18 protein-coding genes and 3 pseudogenes are annotated in these 21,269 nt (G+C 41.8%); 7 read left to right on the top strand and 14 right to left on the bottom strand.

Features of this window, described 5'->3' with window-relative positions:
• Positions 1-343: 343 nt before the first annotated feature.
• The 8 genes and pseudogenes from HMPREF1532_RS13435 to HMPREF1532_RS13400 all read right to left on the bottom strand — a co-directional run.
• On the bottom strand, positions 344-625 hold the full coding sequence (locus HMPREF1532_RS13435; protein ID WP_005930459.1) for a hypothetical protein: 282 nt from the start codon (positions 623-625) through the stop codon (positions 344-346).
• Between the two features lie 53 nt (positions 626-678).
• Complete coding sequence (locus HMPREF1532_RS13430) at positions 679-1,173, bottom strand: hypothetical protein (protein WP_005930457.1); 495 nt, start codon at positions 1,171-1,173, stop codon at positions 679-681.
• Between the two features lie 162 nt (positions 1,174-1,335).
• Positions 1,336-2,022: an MjaI family restriction endonuclease gene (locus tag HMPREF1532_RS13425; RefSeq protein WP_005930455.1), complete on the bottom strand. Its 687-nt coding sequence runs from the start codon at positions 2,020-2,022 to the stop codon at positions 1,336-1,338.
• A 6-nt stretch (positions 2,023-2,028) separates the two neighbouring features.
• Positions 2,029-3,312 (bottom strand): DNA methyltransferase, encoded by a 1,284-nt coding sequence (locus HMPREF1532_RS13420; protein WP_005930451.1) that lies wholly within the window; start codon positions 3,310-3,312, stop codon positions 2,029-2,031.
• A gap of 154 nt (positions 3,313-3,466) precedes the next feature.
• On the bottom strand, positions 3,467-3,595 hold the full coding sequence (locus HMPREF1532_RS21925; RefSeq protein ID WP_224204055.1) for a helix-turn-helix transcriptional regulator: 129 nt from the start codon (positions 3,593-3,595) through the stop codon (positions 3,467-3,469).
• A gap of 147 nt (positions 3,596-3,742) precedes the next feature.
• Positions 3,743-5,083: pseudogene (mobV, locus tag HMPREF1532_RS13410) on the bottom strand (MobV family relaxase).
• A gap of 169 nt (positions 5,084-5,252) precedes the next feature.
• Positions 5,253-5,645, bottom strand: a pseudogene (locus tag HMPREF1532_RS13405) (hypothetical protein).
• A gap of 21 nt (positions 5,646-5,666) precedes the next feature.
• Positions 5,667-6,229: pseudogene (locus HMPREF1532_RS13400) on the bottom strand (site-specific integrase); the annotation flags it as partial.
• Positions 6,230-6,399: 170 nt separating this feature from the next.
• Between HMPREF1532_RS13400 and HMPREF1532_RS13395 the strand changes: the two are divergent.
• Together HMPREF1532_RS13395 and HMPREF1532_RS13390 are read left to right on the top strand one after the other, a co-directional pair.
• Entirely contained in the window at positions 6,400-6,702 is a 303-nt protein-coding gene (locus tag HMPREF1532_RS13395; protein ID WP_025819081.1) for a GNAT family N-acetyltransferase, read from the top strand.
• A 13-nt stretch (positions 6,703-6,715) separates the two neighbouring features.
• Complete coding sequence (locus tag HMPREF1532_RS13390) at positions 6,716-6,967, top strand: (4Fe-4S)-binding protein (RefSeq protein WP_005930434.1); 252 nt, start codon at positions 6,716-6,718, stop codon at positions 6,965-6,967.
• Positions 6,968-7,039: 72 nt separating this feature from the next.
• On the opposite strand, the gene HMPREF1532_RS13385 is transcribed toward HMPREF1532_RS13390, so the two are convergent.
• The 5 genes from HMPREF1532_RS13385 to mutY all read right to left on the bottom strand — a co-directional run bounded on the left by HMPREF1532_RS13385 (position 7,040) and on the right by mutY (position 11,191).
• The gene (locus HMPREF1532_RS13385) at positions 7,040-7,420 is read right to left on the bottom strand and encodes a hypothetical protein (RefSeq protein ID WP_005930431.1); all 381 of its coding nucleotides are present in this window, start codon (positions 7,418-7,420) and stop codon (positions 7,040-7,042) included.
• Positions 7,421-7,436: 16 nt separating this feature from the next.
• A complete protein-coding gene (locus HMPREF1532_RS13380) occupies positions 7,437-8,066 on the bottom strand; it encodes a 4'-phosphopantetheinyl transferase family protein (RefSeq protein ID WP_005930429.1) in 630 nt (209 codons plus the stop codon).
• Positions 8,067-8,068: 2 nt separating this feature from the next.
• Positions 8,069-9,412, bottom strand: coding sequence for a gliding motility-associated protein GldE (locus tag HMPREF1532_RS13375; protein ID WP_005930426.1), 1,344 nt, complete (start codon positions 9,410-9,412; stop codon positions 8,069-8,071).
• Between the two features lie 216 nt (positions 9,413-9,628).
• Complete coding sequence (locus HMPREF1532_RS13370) at positions 9,629-10,087, bottom strand: single-stranded DNA-binding protein (RefSeq protein ID WP_005930423.1); 459 nt, start codon at positions 10,085-10,087, stop codon at positions 9,629-9,631.
• A gap of 63 nt (positions 10,088-10,150) precedes the next feature.
• Positions 10,151-11,191, bottom strand: a complete 1,041-nt coding sequence (mutY, locus tag HMPREF1532_RS13365; RefSeq protein WP_005930420.1) for an A/G-specific adenine glycosylase — start codon at positions 11,189-11,191, stop codon at positions 10,151-10,153.
• 263 nt (positions 11,192-11,454) lie between these two features.
• On the opposite strand from mutY, the gene HMPREF1532_RS13360 reads away from it, so the two are divergent.
• The 3 genes from HMPREF1532_RS13360 to HMPREF1532_RS13350 all read left to right on the top strand — a co-directional run bounded on the left by HMPREF1532_RS13360 (position 11,455) and on the right by HMPREF1532_RS13350 (position 15,289).
• On the top strand, positions 11,455-11,730 hold the full coding sequence (locus tag HMPREF1532_RS13360; protein WP_002561408.1) for an HU family DNA-binding protein: 276 nt from the start codon (positions 11,455-11,457) through the stop codon (positions 11,728-11,730).
• Between the two features lie 274 nt (positions 11,731-12,004).
• Positions 12,005-13,579: an Rne/Rng family ribonuclease gene (locus tag HMPREF1532_RS13355; protein WP_005930416.1), complete on the top strand. Its 1,575-nt coding sequence runs from the start codon at positions 12,005-12,007 to the stop codon at positions 13,577-13,579.
• Positions 13,580-13,648: 69 nt separating this feature from the next.
• The gene (locus tag HMPREF1532_RS13350; RefSeq protein WP_005930413.1) at positions 13,649-15,289 is read left to right on the top strand and encodes a rhamnogalacturonan acetylesterase; all 1,641 of its coding nucleotides are present in this window, start codon (positions 13,649-13,651) and stop codon (positions 15,287-15,289) included.
• Between the two features lie 150 nt (positions 15,290-15,439).
• On the opposite strand, the gene HMPREF1532_RS13345 is transcribed toward HMPREF1532_RS13350, so the two are convergent.
• Positions 15,440-16,375: a metallophosphoesterase gene (locus tag HMPREF1532_RS13345; protein WP_005930410.1), complete on the bottom strand. Its 936-nt coding sequence runs from the start codon at positions 16,373-16,375 to the stop codon at positions 15,440-15,442.
• Positions 16,376-16,582: 207 nt separating this feature from the next.
• Here HMPREF1532_RS13345 and HMPREF1532_RS13340 point away from each other — a divergent pair, with 207 nt between their 5' ends.
• Positions 16,583-19,237 carry a TonB-dependent receptor gene (locus tag HMPREF1532_RS13340; RefSeq protein ID WP_005930408.1) on the top strand — a complete coding sequence of 885 codons (2,655 nt, stop codon included), beginning with the start codon at positions 16,583-16,585 and terminating at the stop codon, positions 19,235-19,237.
• Between the two features lie 76 nt (positions 19,238-19,313).
• A complete protein-coding gene (locus HMPREF1532_RS13335; protein ID WP_005930406.1) occupies positions 19,314-20,702 on the top strand; it encodes a hypothetical protein in 1,389 nt (462 codons plus the stop codon).
• Positions 20,703-21,269: the final 567 nt, after the last annotated feature.

Below are 21,269 nucleotides of genomic sequence, written 5' to 3'. Positions count from 1 at the left end.
ATGGTTGGAAACACCTTACTTTCAGGCTGTTTTAACCTTGCAAGTATGATACCCTGGAACACCTCAACAGGTAATGTATTCGTAACGGAACGCCTTCACTTTTCCGTCGTTTTTTGCATTTTTACCACCGAATCTGAATGGGAAGAATATGGAAGATAACACTGTTTGACAGGCAGTTATGCAAATCAGTCGGATTTTGCATTTTGGATATATGATTTAGCAACCGTGCAATTTTCAGTGATTTGCGGTGCTATGCTGTCAAATAACTCTTTCTGAATGCGAAGATAGCCATTTTTGACGAAATAACAAATCACTCGAAAAAATCATCGCTAAATAATGTAGCTTACTTAGGTTGGTTTTGTTCTTTCTTTATTTTTTTATACTTTTTAGTGTCATATTGAAAATGCTCATCATCAGACCATTGTGTTATAAGCTTGACAATGTAATACGTTTTTGCTTCTTCAATATCATCTTTAATTGTCGTTTTTGTTTCTATCTGTAAATTGCATGTAATTGAAGTTCCATTTCCAAATTTAATTTCTTGGTCATAAACTTGCTCCAAGAAATCCTTGTCATCTATCTTGAATTCAATTGGAAGTCCTGAATAAATTCCTCTCCAAGGCAATTTTCGACCTTTTACTAAAACAGGAGAAACAATATAAATAGTTGTTCCATTTATTATCTCTGTTGTAGTACTTGTTCCCTCTTGAATAACATGACCGTAGAAATCTTTTTTTCAATAGTTGCAGTATTATTTTGATTATCTCCAGTTGGAATATTTGCTTCTATTTTGGTTATTGTTTCTTCTTTCGAAAGGACTTCATAGTACTTACTAATCCATTTCTTTAATTGTTTGTCACCTTGTAATAGTATCTCTGCTTCTTCTTTGGAAAAATCACCACTTTTAATTTTTTCTGCTATTTCTATTCGATTCTTAATTTCGTCTGTTTTATGAATTACAGGACGGAAAAACGAACCTACAAATCCAGCCAGCAAAGCAGTTAAAATACCTGAAATATCAATTTTATCACAAATGAGTAATAAATTGTCAATTATACCACCTTCATTTTTAGCTTCAACCCTAACGGATATATCACACCCTACATATTTTTGTAACTCAGAAATTGCTTTTAATAAATATCGCTCGGATTCATTATGAATTTTTGCATCCATTGCATGTGGGGTATTCCCAGCAATGAAATAGTGCAATTAGAAATCTAAACAAATATTCTTAGCTGCCATAAATGAACAATATATAACTTGTTACCGTATATATTCAAGTTGTCTTCAAATCCGTTCGGTCATGAGAATCGATATGTGTATATCTTTTCTATTCTACACGTACAACATTTGACTTATTTCATGTCTAATTTGCTCTATTACTTCTTTATTGGCAATTTCTCCATCTAAGCTGAATACGATAAACACATTACCGCCATATCGTTCTTTGAACGATTCGAAACTCGCTTTCATTCGTTCAGTCAGCGAATAACTACCGAAATTGGCACTCGCTGTTATCGGTTTGATTTGTATGCCTATGGCTTTATCTCCGATTTTTGCGATATAATCGATATCTCCTGCATGATCCAATTCGGGATCGCTTTCTTCGAAGTCTATATTAGGAAAAACTTTAGCCAATCCGTCATTGATTACAGACTTTTCTCGTATATAACCGTCATAAGTACGATTTATAGTCAGATTGTATATATAGTCGATACAGTCCTGTTCTGTCAATTCACGAAAAGCTGCTTCCCATTCAGGAATCACGACTTCCGTAATTTTTGCATACAACCGTTCACCCAATTCATGGAGACTTTCGACTGTGATTTTCGTCGGATTTTTTCCTGCGGTATGAGCATTTTCGAAATACCATGATTGCCATTCATCGAACGAAAAAGGTTGGCAATCGCGAATAAGAGCCATTACAGCACCTACTTTATTCGGGCGAGATAATTGGTATGTTTGGCAAGCGTAGTTCAGTACGCGTTCTTTTTTTCCGAAATTCATAGAATATTTATCCATAACTTTTTATGCGTTTATCAGTTTTTCGAATTTACTTTTATATTTGAAATCGAAAGAATAGTCTACATCGACTAACCCGTTTTTCAACATATGTGCATTGATAAAGGTCTTGTTGTCCAAGTATAAATAACAAAGCAACATATCCTCATCATCGTATTTTATCGTATCGTAACGCAAGAATACTTTGCGTCCTTTGGTTTTCTCCAAAAGAAATTTCGTAGCATTACCGTTGACGCATGGCTTTTCCTTGATACCGAGCAATCGTACGGTAAGTCCGTTATTCAAAACGATTGTATTCGGAGATAAAATCGTTTTGACCGAAAAATATTCTTCTCTTTCTTTTTTATCTTTGTCTATTCGAGAACCGAACTGCAAACGCTTGATGTCTATCTTATTCCCCATTTTATGGGGATCGCGAAAAAGATACGGTAAGGTTTCCATCTTGCTTGCTATATCGAAAGCGTTCCCGTCCGTTCGGTATTTATATTCTACCGTTCCGAACGATATGGATGACGACACTTTTTCTTCATAAAACTTTCTGAAATCGGGATTTATTTCGTATCCGATGGAGTTGCGTTGCAGATTACGTGCAGCTAAAGCCGTTGTTCCGCTACCCATGAACGGATCGAATACCGTTTCTCCGGCAAAAGAGAACATTTTTATCAAACGGCGCGGTAATTCTTCAGGAAATACTGCAATGTGCCCGTCTTGTTTAGCCCCGCCGAAATTCCAATGGGAAGCAAAAAATGTATTCCATTCATCTTTGGTCATTTCCGAACATTGCTTTTGCTCGATAGCAGGAACGGGAGCCTTACCTTGTTTTTTAAAAATGAGGATAAATTCGTAATCTATTTTCAAAATACCGTTTCGAGGATAGGGAAAACTACCCATAACAGCTCCTCCCCCTGTCGTATTCATCGTTGTTTGCTTCTGCCAAATTACGGCTCCCATATAATCCATTCCGAGAGCTTCGCAAAAACGTATGATTTCGGTTCTTATGGGAATCACTTTATAACGTCCGTAATAGACGGAACGAGCGAATTGGTCTCCTATATTTATGCACAAACGGCAACCGTCATGCAATACTCGATTGCACTCCGCCCAGACCATATTCAGATTGTTGATATAGCTTTCGTAACTATCATGAAATCCTATTTGCCCGTCATTCCCATAATCTTTCAATTGCCAATACGGGGGCGACGTAATGATCAAATGGACGGACTTGTCCGGCATAAGAGAAAGATTCCTGCTATCTCCGTTGATAAGCGTGTGTATAGTCTTTATTTCCATTTCTATTGTCAATTATAGTCTTCAATGCTTTATCCGCAATGTTTTTATCGTCTCCGATAATTGCATTTATCTTATCCGCAATCCAAAGGCTCAACAGCTCTTCCCGTTCGATATTCAAGATGTCCGAAAGCAATACCACTTGCTCCTTTTTAGCTTACCTGTCTCCGCGTTCTATTCGGCTATACATAGGGACATCTATATTCAAAGCCGAAGCCAATTGCTTTTGCAACAATCCGCTTCGGACTCTAGCCGCTTTGACCTTTTGTGCGAATAACGTTCGAATATTTTTTCAATTTGTCATTATTTGGCAAATTTACTACTTTTATTTCGTTTATGCACATAGAATGCCAATAATTTGATTGACTTAAATTTAGTGATTGTGATACAGCTGATTATTTCTCTATTTCCCCTAAATCCCCCTGCCTTTCCTTTACGGCTGTATGGGTCGGTGTATGTTCTGCCTTAGCTTGTCGAATTGCTCTTTGAACCACTCGGTAATGGGCTTTCGGTCGATGGCAAGAACTAATTTCGTCCCGTCCGTGGGGTCTTTCATCACTTGAACCCCAGCCTTTTCGGTCTTGAATTTCCGTTTATGTTCCTCCGAGTAGAGTTCCCCTGCATACTCCAACGGCTTTCCCTTGACGAGCATTGCCGGCTGCCCGTCGCTGAACCCGACAAAGTGGCAGAGGTTTTCGATACGGAGCATTTCACGGAAATAGGAGAACCATGCCGCCGCCCTTGCGATTACCGTTTTCAGAAACGATATTTCCTCCTTGTGCTTCGCTTCCTTGTCCGCTATCTCCCTGCGATGCTTCCGCTCTACTTCCGCCATTTGTCGGCTGTGGTCGGTCTGCATGGTCCGTATTCGGGTTTGCAGGGCTTCGATGGCTTCCCCGTGCGTGGTGACCTCCCTATGCAGGGCGGTGTTCTCCCTCTCCAACGTCCTGACCTTGTTACTGCCGAAAAGAGAACCGACACTCTCGGCGATGTTGGCTGCTGCGGTGGTCGCCGCCCCTTTCAGCTTCTCGGTCTGTATCTCTTTTTTCTCCCGTTTGAGTTCCTCCTGCGCCGTTTCTTTCTGACGCTGCAAATCCACTACCTCCGTTTTGAGGCTGTCGGTGAGTTTCTTCGTTTCATTGTAATACTGCTGCGTGGACTTGTGCCGTGCCTTCGAGCCATCAATGCCCCTTTGCAGCCCGTATTTCGCCATCGCCACGGCGTAGGTGTCTTGGTAGGATTTCAGCCTTAGGCGTGTCATAATATCGTCGGCGCACAGCCTTACGGTATCGGTCGACTTCTTACAGTATCGCTTCTTCGTCTGTTCCTCCCTTTTCCTGCGCTTGCGCTCTCCTTTGACGATGGGAACGAGCGTGACGTGTATGTGCGGCGTTTCCTCGTCCCGATGCAGGTGCGCCACCACGATGTTCTCCTTTCCGAACGTGTCGGCAAAGTATTTCATATTGTCGGCGCACCACTCGTCTAAACGCCCCTCCCTTTCGATGCGTTCCATGTCCTCGTGCGTTCCCGACACGGTGATGCGGATTGCCCGTACTTGGTTGTTTCCGATTTTGCGTGTCAGCCCCGCTTCTTCCAATCTTCTCTGCATAGCCGCCGAACGGCCTTTAATCCCGTCGGGGTAGGCAACGAGCTTTCAGTTCAGGTGCGTCCGTGTCGGGTCTGCGTTCTTCGGTATGATGAAACGCTCGATGTGGGCGGTCGTTCCGCTGTCGGAACTGTGCGCCTTTTCCATGTGCAATACTACGAAACCCATATATATTCCTTTCTTTTTTAGCTTGTGAAACAATGATTCTTTGTATCTTCGGGAGTGGCAAAGAGCCGTCCCCGACGGGATGTGCAGAGGGGCTTGCCCCTTGCCTTATTGGGGAATTTTCAGCGATACGGAGCATTGCGGCTCAGAAGATACCCCGACCGACAGACCGTTACGCCATCCATCGACGGCTCGACTCGGTGTCGGCAACGACAGACACGATAACCGTTGTTTTCTCTTTTCACCGATGCGTTATTCTCTCCAACAACACTTTACGGACTTTCGCCGCCCCGAACGATTCGATACGGAAAGCGAGGGCGGCTATCGTTTCGAGGTCGTAAACCTCTATGCTGCTTCTGTCCGATAGGCGGATAAGGCGTTCGATACCGTACTCTTTCAATACTCCGCTCTTGCAGAGTGCCTTTATCCCTGCCCGAACCGTTGGGGCGATAACCCCGAACAATTCGCAGATTTCCCACTCGGTCATGGCGGTTGCGCCTATGTCGGTCGGCAGGGAGATATTGCCGTATTCATCTATCGTGATGATATTCCTTTCTTCTTTCATCGGTATGCTGTTTTAAGGTAACTAAATGGCTCGGCAGATGTTCTTCTCCATCTCCTCCAACTTGTGCGACAAGGTTTCCATGTCTTGGCTTATCTTCTGGGCGGTGATTTTGGCGTATATCTGCTGGTCTTGATGTTCGTGTGCCCCAATAGGCGGCTCACGGTTTCGATGGGTACGTCGTGTGACAGAAGCACGGGCGTGGCGTTCGTGTGACGGGCTACATGATAGATCAGCCGCACCTTGAAGCCGCATTGTCTGCCTATCTCTTTGAGTGTCTTGTTGCAACTGCCGTTGCTCGGAACGGGAAAAACAGGACCGTCCCTTGCAAGTCCCTTGTATTTCTCGATGATACGCTTGGGAACGTCCAAAAGACGGATATTCGATTCGGTATTGGTTTTCTTCCGTCGGGTGATTATCCATAGGTTGCCGTCAAAGAATGTTTGCAGGCGGTCGGCGGTGAGGTTCTTCACGTCCGAATATGCCAAACCCGTGAAAACAGAAAAGACGAACAAGTCCCGTACAAGTTCATGATAGGTGTTCTTCATCGGTGCGTCCATGAGTGTCTGTATCTCCTTTTGGGTAATAATCATATCCCTTTAAAGATTGTACTCTAATATTTAAGAAGAAAATTTAAACATGCCCTTAAAAATCAAAACAGAGTGCCCTGATTTACAAATTTCCGGAGAACAAACAAACAAAACCTCCGGATAAACTGTTTATTAAGATATAAATTAAACAATTAATGAAGAAAATTATGACAGAGGAATATGAACTCATTGATAATGAAGAAAGCCGTAGATACGAATTCCGTATCGATGGCCATATAGCCAAAATAGAATATATAAAAACTCCGAACGGAGAAATCTACCTGACTCACACAGAAGTCCCTCGTGCATTGGGAGGTAAAGGAGTCGGTTCTCAATTAGTTGAAAAAGCATTGAAGGACATTGAACAAAAAGATTTACGCCTTGTGCCACTTTGTCCGTTCGTTGCCGGCTACATTCATAAACATCCGGAATGGAGACGCATTGTGATGAAAGGTTTTCATATCCAATAAAAAAATAATAAACATGGGAAAGAAAATAGAATATACAAATGGCGAAATGACCATTATCTGGCAACCGGAGCTTTGCCAACATGCAGGTATCTGCGTAAAAATGCTACCGAACGTATACCATCCCAAAGAAAGGCCATGGGTACAGATAGAAAACGCGACCACAGAGGAACTGATCGCACAGATCAGAAAATGCCCTTCGGGAGCACTCAGTTACAAAATGAATAAAGAGAAAGAAAACCAAGAAGATGGATCCAAACCTTTATAAATATCGGTAATAAAAAAAAGTCGTATCAACTCTACTTTTGAATAATGATACGACTTTTTTTATGCTTATCAGTTACAATCTGCAACTTTTCAGAGTGTTCTTTTGGGGATACACAAAGTTCGTATCTGTCTTCGTCCGAAAATCACCCTTAGCCGTGTTGAAACGATAAGCAAAGCCAATCCCTTCATTTTCAGAAACCGGTCTCAAAACTATCAATCGTGTTCTACCATGTTTTGCTGTCGACTTATACGTTTCTCCCTCCTGAAAAGAGGAAGTTCCGCTTAGGCGGGTAAAAGTGAGAGCAACCGTAAACGGAGAATACGATGTATTGTCTGCATAAAAAGTAACTTCTCCCTTTGCAGAACGTTCATGAGAGACAGTGACCGGAGCATTCTGAGACTGGACCATCACCGGTATCCAAAAAAGAAGACCCAAATAATATTTCAAATTCATGTTATCTCATTTTTTATCAATCAATACTCCAAGTCATTACAAACTCAGGGTGAAGCAAATAATGTATCCGAAAACTACGCTTCTGTTCGGTTCTATATTCATGAGCGGTAAAATCGCCCTGCTCTTGAAGCAAAAAAGGTTCTATATGTAAATGTTGGCGAAAATCGACCCCGTCCGTATCCATACATTTAAACATCACCTCCTTAGCAGACCAATGCAATAAAAGACTCCAGGTAGCATCTTCTTTATAAAGACGAACCGATTCATCCTCCCGCATATATTTATGGGCCACTCTGTGTACCCGTTGTCCGTACTGCTCGATATCGATGCCTACCGGCACTTTATCACTCAGAATAACCGACACATAACCTTTCGTATGGGAAATGCTGATGAAATATGAATGATCCGCCAGATACGGTTTCCCACTCGGCTGATAACAGACTTCCTTATGCTCTCCCAATAGGCGAAACAGCAACGCACGGACGGAAAGCCACTCCAACCGGCGATGAGAAGCGACAAAACGCTGCACTTCCCGTTCATAATATTCCCGCTCCGGAAGCAGATCAAGCAGCGTATCTACAGATTCATCCATTTTCCAGACACCCCACCGATACAAAGGTTCTTTATGAGAAAGAAACAATGCCATAATTATGCATCCTCATCCGACGGAGGCTCATTGATAGTAAACTTTACCTTCAAAATACGGCGATTATCCATCTCCAGTACTTCAAAATCATAATTCAGATAAGAAACCTTTTCATGAAGTGCGGGAAACTCCCCTTTTATCTCGAGCAGAAGTCCGGCTAACGTATCGGCATCACCGGCCATCCTTTCGAAATCATCTTCATCCAACTTCGTGATTTTATAAAAATCGGTCAATTGGGTTTTAGCTTCAAATATCCAAGTATGATCATTCAATACCACATAAGTACGTTCTTCGTCATCGTATTCGTCATGAATCTCACCTACAATCTCTTCAATGATATCTTCCATGGTCACAATGCCGGAAGTTCCTCCGAATTCATCGACAACAATAGCAATGTGTATTTTATTGGCTTGAAAATCACGTAAAAGATCATCTATCATTTTTGTCTCAGGCACAAAATAGGCCGGACGTATCAGCGATTGCCAGCGAAAAGTATCCCCTTTATTCACATGAGGCAAAAGGTCTTTTATATAAAGTACCCCTTTAATATTATCACGAGAACCGGAATAGATGGGAATTCGTGAATAGGCATTCTCCACAATACACTTCATCACATCCTTGAAAGAGGTACGTATGTCCAAATCGACTACGTCGAGACGTGAAGTCATTACCTCTTTGGCTGTTTCTCCACCAAAACGAATGATACCCTCAAGTATGTTATTCTCTTCAGTAAGTTCGGCTTTATCCGTCAGTTCCAATGCCTGTGAAAGTTCATCGACTGAGATATTATGATTCTTACGCGTAAAACGCTTATTCAGAAAAGTTGTGGAACGCACGAGAAGGGCAGAAACAGGGCGGAAAACTTTCCGTAAAACACAGATACCCGGAGCTGCAAAACGACAGAAAGCCAGCGTTTTCTGTGCTGAATAAATCTTAGGCATGATCTCACCGAAAAGCAACAACAGGAATGTAAGAATCACCGTCAAAATCAAGAACTCCGCAAGCGCTGAATGAAAAACAAAAACATTCATAAAGAAGAAATTGCAAAGCATGATGATGGTAACATTCACAAAATTATTAGTGATCAGCACGGTTGCCAGCAAACTTTCGGAATCTCCAAGCAAACTACTGATTTTTTCATCGGAAGGATGATTACGCTCGTCTATTTCATTGAGATCGGAAGGAGATAATGAGAAAAAAGCAATCTCCGATGCGGAAGCGAAACCGGAGGCGAGCAGAAGCACACCGGCTAAAACGATAGCTACAATTGCCGAAAAAGAAGGTGGGTTTACAGTTATACCATTAAAAATATCTGCCAACTGGCATAAATAAGCGTCTGGGTCCAAAATCTTGGTTTTTAGTTAAACAATTATTGATATGGATGAAAGCCTTTACCAGTTGAAAGTCGAAAGTTGAAAGTCGAAAGTTGAAAGTTGAAAATTGAGAGTTGAGGATTTAAAACAAGTAGTTGAAAATTAACAGTATCATCATGCTGTATAGCAATTTTCAACTTTCAATTCTCAACTTTCAACTGATAAGTTTTTAACTATTCATCGTCTTTTTTAAAACGGCAAATCATCTGCCGGATTATTCTGCATAGGGGCAGCCTGCGATTGTTGCGGCTGCGTTGTCGAAGCAACGGGTGGTTGCACTGCCGGAGCATACGAAGAAGTTCCGGATACTGTATTCTTCGGTGTCAACATCTCCATATTATCCACAAATATTTCAGTGATATATCGTTTTGCTCCCGTTTGATCGTCGTAAGAACGGCTTCTGATTTTTCCTTCAATGTAAAGTTTATCGCCCTTATGAACATACTTCTCTGCCGTCTCCGCCAATCCACGCCATAAAACAAGATTATGCCATTCTGTTCTTTCGGGCACCTGCGTTCCGTTAGCCAAAGTATATGCACGATCGGTAGTAGCCAATGGGAAAGTAGCCACAGCAATACCTGTATCCAGATATCTAACCTCCGGATCTTTACCGACATTTCCTAACAATATCACTTTATTAACTGACATATTATTCTATATTTATATTATTTTGTGCCAAAATTAAATAGAAATACAACACGAAACAAGTTTTTATACATATTTCTCCAGAAAGGCATGTATCAGTTTTGGCACGGCATATTGCTCTAATTCACTCGTTTTTATCTTTAAATACGATGAGAAAGATTTTGTTTTTTCCGGCAGAACAACTTCATAAAAATTAGCATAAAGAACCCGGTGCGATAACACATGTTTCACATTTCGGCAGATGGAACGAACCACCGGCACTTCCTCCTTATCAAACAATTTTATAAATTCCGGAAGCGCCAACAACTCTTCTTCCATAACAGATGATGCTGTCTCTATCAAAGGCAGTTCGAAAAGATTTTTCCAAATATCGTTTCCCGTCCGTTTATTAATAAAAGTACAGGCACCCGCGCGTACATATATGTAGTTCAAAAAACGTTCTGTCGTCTTCGTTTTATGTTGCTTTACAGGAAGCTGTGCTACCATACTTTTTGACAAAGCCATACAACTGCCGGCCAAAGGGCAAAAAAGACAAGCGGGATTCTGCGGAGTACACTGTATAGCCCCAAAATCCATGATTGCCTGATTATAGACAGCCGGCCGCGATTTATCCAAAAATTCTCCAGCCAATGAAGCAAACAGCTTTTTACCTTCAGTGGAATCGATCGGTGTTTCAATACCCAAATAGCGGGAAAGTACCCGGTAAACATTTCCGTCGACCACCGCATAAGGCATATTATAAGCAAAAGAGCAAATAGCGGCAGCCGTATACTCTCCCACCCCTTTCAAAGCTAATACTTCGGGATAAGTTTTAGGAAACACACCGTTCATGCTACGGGCCGCCGCATGAAGATTGCGTGCACGGGAATAATATCCCAATCCCTGCCAAAATTTCATCACCTCATCTTCATCGGCTTCGGCAAGTGACGTCACATCCGGAAAACGTTTAATAAAACGTATAAAATAATCATATCCCTGAACCACTCTCGTCTGTTGCAAAATGATTTCTGAAATCCATATCAGATAAGGATCAGAAGACTCCCGCCAGGGCAATTCACGCTTATGTTCGCGATACCAATTAATCAATATTTCACTGAAATTATTCATCCAAACAATGTATCAATATAATCACTAAAATACCTCCTTCCCCCTTTCTGAGATACCTCACAAACAGCTAATACACTATCATATCGACAGATTGAAGTATTTATTTCATGCAAAAGTAGCTCTTTTTTAATCTAACAAAACTTAAGGAAGAGACTTTTTTCTAAAATTGTTCAGAATATATTTTTTTGAGTGCTTAAAAAGCTATATATTTGCAGTCCAAAAAATTAGAAAGAACATAGTAATAATATTTTTTTTAAGGAAAAATGACTAAAGCAGATATTGTAAACGAAATTGCAAAGAACACCGGAATTGACAAAGTGGCAGTATTGACAACTGTTGAAGCGTTTATGGACGCAGTGAAAGATTCTTTGGCGAAAGATGAGAATGTTTACCTTCGTGGGTTTGGTAGCTTCGTAGTGAAAAAAAGAGCTCAGAAAACAGCTCGTAATATTTCCAAGAATACTACAATTATCATCCCTGAACATAATATTCCGGCATTTAAGCCAGCGAAGACATTTACAATCGCCGTAAAGAAATAATAAACAAGAGTATTAACCATAAAAATTTCAAGCTATGCCAAGCGGAAAAAAGAAAAAAAGACATAAAATGTCTACGCACAAGCGTAAAAAAAGACTAAGAAAGAACAGACATAAAAGCAAAAAGTAATTTTTAGTCTGATCTGGACAAAAATAAGGAACAAACTTGTGAAGCGAATGTCTTTCGAGTTTGTTCTTTGTTTAAATGCCCGATTCCAATGAACAAGATTCAAATTCATTTGTTCATTTTTTAAAACCAAATAATTAGGAAACAATTGTGACAAGCGAATTAGTAGTAGACGTACAACCCAAAGAAGTATCCATCGCCCTACTCGAGGACAAGAGCCTGGTGGAACTTCAAAGCGAAGGAAGAAATATCTCCTTTTCGGTGGGTAATATGTATTTGGGGCGTGTCAAGAAATTGATGCCCGGCCTAAATGCCTGCTTCGTGGACGTTGGTTACGAGAAAGATGCTTTCCTTCATTATTTAGACCTGGGTCCTCAATTCAATTCACTCGAAAAGTTCGTAAAGCAAACTTTAAGCGACAAGAAAAAGCTAAATTCAATTTCTAAAGCAACCCTGCTTCCCGACCTGGACAAAGACGGCACAGTAGCCAATACGCTAAAGGTAGGACAAGAAGTAGTGGTGCAGATTGTAAAGGAACCGATCTCAACAAAAGGACCGAGACTTACTTCCGAACTTTCATTTGCCGGAAGATATTTAGTACTGATCCCTTTCAATGATAAGGTTTCTGTTTCACAAAAAATTAAATCGAGCGAAGAACGCGCCCGCCTTAAGCAACTACTAATGAGTATCAAACCGAAAAACTTCGGTGTGATTGTTCGTACGGTAGCCGAAGGAAAACGTGTTGCCGAACTCGACGGAGAACTTAAAGTATTGCTCAAGCACTGGGAAGAAGCTATCACCAAAGTACAAAAAGCCACCAAATTCCCGACGTTGATTTATGAAGAGACAAGCCGTGCCGTAGGACTATTGCGCGACCTCTTCAATCCTTCTTTTGAAAATATTTACGTCAATAACGAGGCGGTGTACAATGAGATCAAAGACTACGTTTCACTTATCGCCCCCGACCGGGCAGACATCGTAAAACTGTACAAAGGGCAACTTCCCATTTACGACAATTTCGGTATCACCAAACAGATCAAATCATCTTTTGGCAAAACAGTATCCTACAAGAGTGGTGCCTACTTGATTATTGAGCACACTGAGGCGCTTCACGTAGTAGACGTGAACAGCGGTAACCGCACCAAGAATGCCAACGGGCAGGAAGGTAACGCACTCGAAGTAAACCTGGGAGCCGCCGACGAGCTGGCACGCCAATTAAGATTGAGAGATATGGGGGGTATCATAGTCGTAGACTTCATTGACATGAATGAAGCGGAAAATCGCCAAAAGCTTTACGAACGTATGTGTACCAACATGCAGAAAGACAGGGCACGCCACAACATTCTGCCGCTCAGCAAATTCGGCCTGATGCAGATTACAAGGCAGCGTGTACGTCCGGCTATGGATGTAAATACGACCGAAACCTGCCCCACCTGCTTTGGTAAAGGCACGATCAAGTCGTCTATCCTGTTCACAGATACATTAGAGAGTAAAATTGATTACCTGGTCAATAAATTGAAGATAAAGAAATTCTCGTTACACATCCACCCGTACATCGCTGCGTACGTCAATCAGGGACTCGTTTCTCTGAAACGCAAGTGGCAGATGAAGTACGGATTCGGCATTAAGATCATTCCGAGTCAGAAGCTCGCTTTCCTGGAATACGTATTCTATGATTCCAACGGAGAGGAGATCGACATGAAGGAAGAAATCGAGATTAAGTGATAGAAGAAAGGCAGCTGAACAGGTTGCCTTTCTTTGTTATACCAAGAATTACATAACACCACCACTCACATGAGAAAACACATATTTACAGTCGTTGCCTGCATATGGGCAGGAGTTTTAACCGCACAGAACCAATCCACTCAAATCCCCCGGGGAATGGTCGACGTAAACAAAGTCACCGACCTTACATTAGACAGCCTGAACAAAGCGAACACGGTAAGACCGAAAGCCGGTTCTTCACGCAAAGGAAACAACCCTGTATTGTTTCTGGTAGGAAACTCTACCATGCGTACCGGCACACTTGGCAACGGCAACAACGGACAATGGGGATGGGGATATTTCGTAGGACAATATTTTGATGAAAACCGCATAACCGTAGAAAATCATGCATTAGGAGGTACAAGCAGCCGCACCTTTTATAACCGTTTATGGCCGGATGTGCGTAAAGGATTAAAGCCCGGAGACTGGGTAATCGTTGAACTTGGACATAATGACAATGGCCCTTTTGACGAAGGAAGAGCACGTGCCAGTATACCGGGAACAGGTAAAGACTCCCTACTTGTCACCATCAAAGAAACCGATATCCGGGAAACCGTATACAGCTATGGTGAATACATGCGCCGCTTCATAGCCGACACCAGAGCTGCCGGTGCCAATCCCGTACTCTTATCGCTCACTCCGCGCAATGCCTGGACAGCCGATGGAAAACGCATCGTACGAAAAGACGACTCTTTCACTCCCTGGATAAAAGCAATATGCAAAGAGCAGAAAGTACCGTTCATCGATCTTGAAGATATCACAGCAAATAAGTTCGAACGTTTCGGTAGGGAGAAAGTCAATTACATGTTTTACCTCGATAAGATACATACCAGCGAGTTCGGTGCACAAATCAATGCCGGATCGGCTGCCGAAGGTATCGCATCCTGTAAAAAACTGGAATTAAAAAAGTACCTCAAGCCATTGCAGACGCCTGTTGTAAATGGATTAAAACGTAAGAAAGGCAAACCTGTTATTTTCTTTACCGGAGACTCTACCGTAAAGAATGCCGATAAAGAAGAGGATGGTATGTGGGGATTGGGAAGCGTAGCCGGCTGTGCTTTCGACACTACAAAAGTTACACTCATGAATTGTGCTGTTGCCGGCCGCAGTACCCGTACTTATCTTGACGAAGGACACTGGGACAGGGTATACAACAGCATACAACCGGGAGATTATGTATTTATCCAGTTCGGACATAACGACATAGGAGATATAAACACAAAAAAAGCGCGGGGAGTAATCCGTGGAACAGCAGACACCAGTCATGTTTACCGGATGGAAGCAACCCGAAAATACAAAGTCGTCTACTCCTTCGGATGGTACCTTCGCAAATTCGTAGGCGATGTGCGCGAAAAAGGAGGTATCCCTGTTCTGGTAAGTCTAACTCCACGCAACCGATGGAAAAACGGAAAAATAGAACGACGGAACGATACATATGGAATATGGATGCGGGAAGTGGCCGAACAAACCGGCGCCCTGTTTATCGATCTGCATAACCTCACGGCCGATTATCTGGATAAGGAGGGACAGGAAAAAGCCGCCGCTTACTATAATCATGACCATACACACACCTCTAAAAAAGGTGCGGAACTAAACGCCAAGATGCTGGCCAAAGGGCTCAAAGAGGCCAATTGTCCATTGGCAAAATCTATCAAGCTTATAACATATTGATCTATTTGGCCGATTTTTTCCGGAAATATTAAAACAAACAATTCCCACGGACAATAATGTTTATATCCAAAACTTTATTATCCATGGAAACCATTAAACGTCGTTATCTTTTTCCGGTACAGACTGTAACATTTACAGATGTGACAACATTTATTTTCTTTGCCTGGTCACCGTATGCAATACGTTACCTTTCTTATCAATCATGCGCAATTCCAGTTTCTCTGAACTAACCGTAACAATAGAAAAGCCCGGATCAGAACTACAGAAAACCGTTCCTTCAATCGGCTTCACTTTACGCGCCAATGAACCAGCCGAATTAGTGACATAATCAATATTGCTTCCCGGGACACGTATATGTTGGAAATTGTGGATATGTCCGCAAATGTACATGTCTACTTTATGTTTTTGAAGAACCGGATCAAGACGCGCCTGCATATCAATGCGTTCGCTATCCGACTTCGAAGTCTCCGCATAAATGGGATGATGTCCGGCTACGATCACCCAGTCCTCACTGGCAACAGTCAATACAGAGTCTATCCATGCCAGTTGTTTCTGATAATCCTGCTTACAAGCATCAGGATATTGCTCACTGTCCTGACGATACTTATCGATCATCGGAGCCGTATCTACCCAAACCACACGCAATGTAGTCCCTTTTTCTTCAAATGTCTTAGTATAATAACGGGCAGGCATCTCCCAACGGCGACTCACCTTACTATAATCCAATACTGCCTGCGTATTACCACGATATTCGTGATTACCCAACAGAGGAAACCAGTCTATCATTAATTCTGGATGCGAGTAAATAAGTTCATAATTTGTCATCCACAAAGGATCATTCACACTTTGTACCCCCTCAAAATGATGTACATCACCCGTAGCAAGAATAAATTCAGGACCTACCTCTTCGGCCATTATCCCCATTAATTCAGCAATAGGTTTCTGATCGTAATATCCGTTACGTCCCAAATCATTGGCTACGTAAAAATTCAATTTATCCTCAAAGACAGAATAATCGGTGATCTGAGCACCAGCCCAATTACTTATAATCAACAGGGCAAGAAAAAATAGATTTCTAATTTTCATACTTTTAATATAATATATTATTGAAAACGCTGCAAAGGTAATGGTTTTCCATCGCAATGACTTTTACCAAAAAACGACAAAACAATTACATTTCTATTACACCATACCGGCATCCTGTTTGGTAATAAAAATGAAATATTCCTGCAACAGTGATGAAATTCATGCCCTCTACTTTTGCACCGGAAAAACAAAGGTTAAACATTCTTTATGAAATTAAAAGCAGCTATCAGTTTACTCCTACTATTATCGTTTGGTGCAAATGCCAGAGAAATTAAAGGTAAAATCAGAGATTCAAAAACAGGGGAGGAAATTATCGGAGCCTCCATCATAGTAAAAGAAAACCCTACAAAAGGTGTAGTCAGTGGACTGGATGGAAGTTTCAACCTTTCAGTACCCCATGAGAAATTTACAATCATATGTACATATGTAGGCTATAAGCGTTATGAACTCCAGATAGAACAAAAAGACTCGGAAATAGAAATCCCATTAGATAGCGATGACATTCTACTGGAAGGTGTCACTATCACTGCCCGTAATCCGGGACGCACCGAAGTCGGAGCACGTGCCATTGAAAAACAGGCAATGAACGTGGTGAATGTAATGAGCGCAAAAGCCATCGAACTCTCTCCGGATATTACGGTAGCCAATGTCATACAGCGTATGTCGGGAGTAACCATTGAACGTAATAGCAGCGGAGAAGGACAATATGCCATCCTTCGGGGGATGGACAAACGATATAACTATACGTTAGTAAACGGAGTAAAAATACCGAGTCCGGATAATAAAAACCGCTTTGTACCACTTGATATTTTTCCTTCAGAAATGCTCGACCGTCTGGAAGTGACCAAATCACTCACCGCCAACCTTGAAGGCGACGGAATCGGCGGAGCTGTCAACCTTGTAATGAAAGACGCTCCGTCGGAACGTCAGTTCACGGTCAATCTTTCCACAGGGTACAATGCAATGTACCTCGGGCGAGACTTCCAATCGTTTGCTCATAATGACATTTCTTCAAAATCTCCTTATGAAGCGGCAGGATTTCCCAAAAACTATAAAGTCACCATGAAGGATTTCACTACCGACAATCTCCATATGACATGGAAACGTCCGTTACCCGACCTTACTGCCGGCCTCTCCTACGGAGATCGTTTTTTCAACGAACGGTTAGGTATTATGCTGGCTGGAAGTTACCTAAATACCTATCGCGGAAAAGAAAGCGAACTTTATTATCAACCGGGGAAAACGCGTAACGGCATCGAATACAGGAATTACTCCACACAACAGACCCGTATCGGCGCGCATGCCAATCTCGACTATGACTTTAACCGCAATCATAAACTGACCTGGTACAACGGCTATATGGATATGGACGAAGCCGAAGTACGTGATGGCTCAGACGATCAAGACCGTGCCATCCGGATGAAATGGGTTCATCAATACATATACAACTCTACGTTGAGGGGAGAACATCTCTTTTTGAATGATGGCACATTGAAGCTGAACTGGTCGGCTGTCTACTCAAAAGCGTACAATGAAACCCCGGACAATGCCGAAATATTCCTCATCGGTTCGCACGTAGCATCCTCCGGTGCAGCTACACGCCGTTGGGAGCACAACTCAGACAAAGACCTCGCAGGATATATCGACCTCTCTTATAAATGGAAAACCGGCAGCAACAGCGTATTGGATTTCTTGGCCGGAGGTATGTATCGTGACAAGAAACGTGACAGTTTTTTTAATGAATATACATTCAACTCCGCTACAGGTTCGGGTAATCCGCAATATATCGACAAAGACTGGCATAACTTTGATGAAATACAGTTCACGCCACGTGCTTACGGAAATATCAGCGACCCGTTAAACTATGATGCAACTGAAAAAGTCGGGGCCGGATATGGTATGGTGAAATATACAATCAGTCAATGGGAACTTATTGCCGGCGTACGTATAGAACATACCGATCAAGGATATACTTTAAAGTTTCCTACGGAAAACGCCGCTCCCGAAGGTAACCAACGCTATACCGACATATTACCCAGCTTTCATGCCAAATATGCAATACATTCCAATGGAAACCTGCGTTTCTCCTATGCACGGGCCATCAACCGTCCCAGTTTTTTTGAAATCGTACCCTACTCCATCATCAATGAAGACTATAAGGAGAAGGGAAATCCCGAGCTAAAGCATACCGTAGCTGATAATATCGACCTGCGTTATGAATTCTTTCCCCGATCATCCGAACAACTCATGGTAGGACTGTTCTATAAAAATATCAAAGACCCGATCGAATATGGTCTACTCAATGAAGGGCAGGATACCTATTACAAACCAATGAATTTTGGTACGGCCAACAATTGGGGATTGGAAGTGGATATTTTAAAATACTTCAACTGGCTGGGTATCAAAGCCAACTACACCTATACCTATTCTAAAATAACAACAGAAAAACGTGTAATGCAGGGGTCGGAAGTAACTACCACCACCCAATCACGCCCTTTATTCGGACAAGCAGCTCATGTAGCCAATATCTCTTTTCTATTGAAAGACAGCAAACACGGATGGGAAGGACAGTTAGCCATGGGATACACCGGCAAACGATTAAGTGATATCTCCAATTGGGCAGACAACGATATCTGGGAAAAAGGATATACTCAACTGGATGCTTCAATTGAAAAAACACTGCCACGTGGTTTCTGTCTTTTCCTGAAAGCATCTAACTTACTCAACATACCGGTATTACGCTATGTACACCAAAGCGAACGTACCGCAAATGTAGATAGCGAACGTGATAACAGTAATCTGGTGGAACGTAAATCATGGCATGGACAGTCACTGATGATCGGAGCACGTTTCAGGCTCTGACTTTTCACCCCAAAACAGATTAAACACTCATTATCCATTATTAAAAAATTACTCATTAACCAATATTCATTCAATTATGAAACTAAAACATTATTTTATTTATGCAGTCCTGATGGCTATGACCTGGACTGCCTGTAGCGACGACAATGATATCAAAGGCAATAATGATGAGGAACAGGGAACAACCGAAAACGTATCAGGAGAAGTGGAAGGTATCTGGGAAGCCCATTCAACCATCAACGTAACGGGACACCTCACCGTACCTGCCGGCAAATCACTAACCATCGAAGAAGGGGTACAGGTTATATTCAGCACGGATGGTGTAGGAGCCAATCACGCCCCCATCGAATTTACCGTTGACGGCAACCTTTATTGTAAAGGTACAATTACAAACCCTATACGTTTCTCCATAGCCGAAGAACTACGTACACACAATAATATTTTCAACGAAGATGCCATGTGGGGTGGTATCGTGGCAACAGCCAATTGCGCAGAGATGCTGATTGACCATACCATCATCGAATATACCGGTGGGCAAGTAATAACAGGTTCTCCTGCAGCCAACAGAGAAGAATACACTGCCGGTGACGATGCATATCCGCAAATTACAACAAATAATATAAACGGACGTTATGTCATCACCAACTCCATCCTGCGCAACGGCTGGTCGGACGGTATCTACATGATGGGAGGTAACGCCATTATTGCCAACAACATCTTTGCTGCCAACGGTTTTGATGGTGCTGAAGCTGTAAATGTAAAATGTGGTTGTGTAGCAGATGTAGCGGGCAATGTAATGTTCAGTCCTAACACCAATGGTTTGAAACTGTCGAGTTCCGGTCAGAGCGAAACACGAAAACAGGCCAAAATACAAGCTTACAACAATACTATCATAAATGCAGGATGGCGCCGCGACGGAGAAAAAGGCGGTTGTGTATATGCAGAAAAGAATGTTTTGGCCAATGTATTCAACAATCTAATGGTAAACTGTAAGTTCCGTGCTCAAACTCCTTCTTACAATCTGCCCAACGATCCGGAAGAGGGTTATGCCTCAGCTTCTGTCATCGATTACAATTACTATGCTTCAGGCAATCAAAAAAGTGATATCGTATTCAACGGCGAAAAAGAGAGTGGCGTAGCCTATGCTTGGGAAGGCTACAATTATGCACACAAAAGCTACTATCAAGGCGTTGTCGATGCCCACAGCATCATCGCTACCCAAACAGATTCCAAAGATCCGAAGTTTGTGAATTTTGACATCAATAGCACAAAACTTACTTCGTACGATTACAATGACAATTGGGATTTCCATGTACAATCCGGTTCTCCCGTATTGTCGGGTGCAGCTTCCGCTTCCGAGACTTTTGCAGCTCCATACTTCAGTACGACCGGACTAAGCGTAGGTGGAAAAACATATACCTCACCAGCCGTACAGGCTCACTTTGGTGCGTACGGTACAAAATAAAAACGCCAATAACTTCGGATAATCTTGATATACCTCTGGTTATAATAATACTATACCCTAAAAGTTTTATATCTAACTTTTAGGGTATAGTTTTTTCGATATATCATCTATTACGTTCTCTCGCCAGCTACACTGTCTTTCTAAATGAATGCCTTCCTACTCTATACACTCTTTATCCAAACCGGATTTTTTATAAAAAGATGCTGTCTCTCACATTTTACACTAACATATTAACATAGATAATTAACAATAGATTTTTATCATATAAAGGTATATGTTTTTCCATATGAAGAATATACACTTTTGCATAGTAAAAGTATATCGTTAACACAATCAAAAATACATACTCTTATGTAATATAAAAAATTACTTTTTACTTGTTAAGAATCAACACATTACATATAAACAACAGAAATCTGTCAATATGAAATGTCCAATACAGACAATAACGAAGTTACTTAATTGACAAGTATAAATAAAGCATCCCTCCAATTCAAAAAGTTCTTTCTAACTTCTAAAATAGAAATTGCGCCTATTAAATTATTATATATCAATAGAATAAATATT

The sequence above is a fragment of the Bacteroides salyersiae WAL 10018 = DSM 18765 = JCM 12988 genome (genome assembly GCF_000381365.1).
In the GTDB taxonomy this organism is placed as follows: domain Bacteria; phylum Bacteroidota; class Bacteroidia; order Bacteroidales; family Bacteroidaceae; genus Bacteroides; species Bacteroides salyersiae.
Note: the sequence above shows the minus strand (reverse complement) of the source record. Positions and strands in the feature narration are given on the sequence as shown.

What these genes read in the sequence shown, in the direction of transcription:
- HMPREF1532_RS13390 (WP_005930434.1), top strand. Translation starts at nt 6,716, where the DNA reads ATGGGAAAGAAAATAGAATATACAAATGGCGAAATGACCATTATCTGG.
- HMPREF1532_RS13360 (WP_002561408.1), top strand. Translation starts at nt 11,455, where the DNA reads ATGACTAAAGCAGATATTGTAAACGAAATTGCAAAGAACACCGGAATT.
- mutY (WP_005930420.1), bottom strand. Translation starts at nt 11,191, where the DNA reads ATGAATAATTTCAGTGAAATATTGATTAATTGGTATCGCGAACATAAG.
- HMPREF1532_RS13340 (WP_005930408.1), top strand. Translation starts at nt 16,583, where the DNA reads ATGAAATTAAAAGCAGCTATCAGTTTACTCCTACTATTATCGTTTGGT.
- HMPREF1532_RS13350 (WP_005930413.1), top strand. Translation starts at nt 13,649, where the DNA reads ATGAGAAAACACATATTTACAGTCGTTGCCTGCATATGGGCAGGAGTT.
- HMPREF1532_RS13335 (WP_005930406.1), top strand. Translation starts at nt 19,314, where the DNA reads ATGAAACTAAAACATTATTTTATTTATGCAGTCCTGATGGCTATGACC.
- HMPREF1532_RS13430 (WP_005930457.1), bottom strand. Translation starts at nt 1,173, where the DNA reads ATGGATGCAAAAATTCATAATGAATCCGAGCGATATTTATTAAAAGCA.
- HMPREF1532_RS13380 (WP_005930429.1), bottom strand. Translation starts at nt 8,066, where the DNA reads ATGGCATTGTTTCTTTCTCATAAAGAACCTTTGTATCGGTGGGGTGTC.
- HMPREF1532_RS13395 (WP_025819081.1), top strand. Translation starts at nt 6,400, where the DNA reads ATGACAGAGGAATATGAACTCATTGATAATGAAGAAAGCCGTAGATAC.
- HMPREF1532_RS13370 (WP_005930423.1), bottom strand. Translation starts at nt 10,087, where the DNA reads ATGTCAGTTAATAAAGTGATATTGTTAGGAAATGTCGGTAAAGATCCG.
- HMPREF1532_RS13345 (WP_005930410.1), bottom strand. Translation starts at nt 16,375, where the DNA reads ATGAAAATTAGAAATCTATTTTTTCTTGCCCTGTTGATTATAAGTAAT.
- HMPREF1532_RS13425 (WP_005930455.1), bottom strand. Translation starts at nt 2,022, where the DNA reads ATGGATAAATATTCTATGAATTTCGGAAAAAAAGAACGCGTACTGAAC.
- HMPREF1532_RS13420 (WP_005930451.1), bottom strand. Translation starts at nt 3,312, where the DNA reads ATGGAAATAAAGACTATACACACGCTTATCAACGGAGATAGCAGGAAT.
- HMPREF1532_RS13385 (WP_005930431.1), bottom strand. Translation starts at nt 7,420, where the DNA reads ATGAATTTGAAATATTATTTGGGTCTTCTTTTTTGGATACCGGTGATG.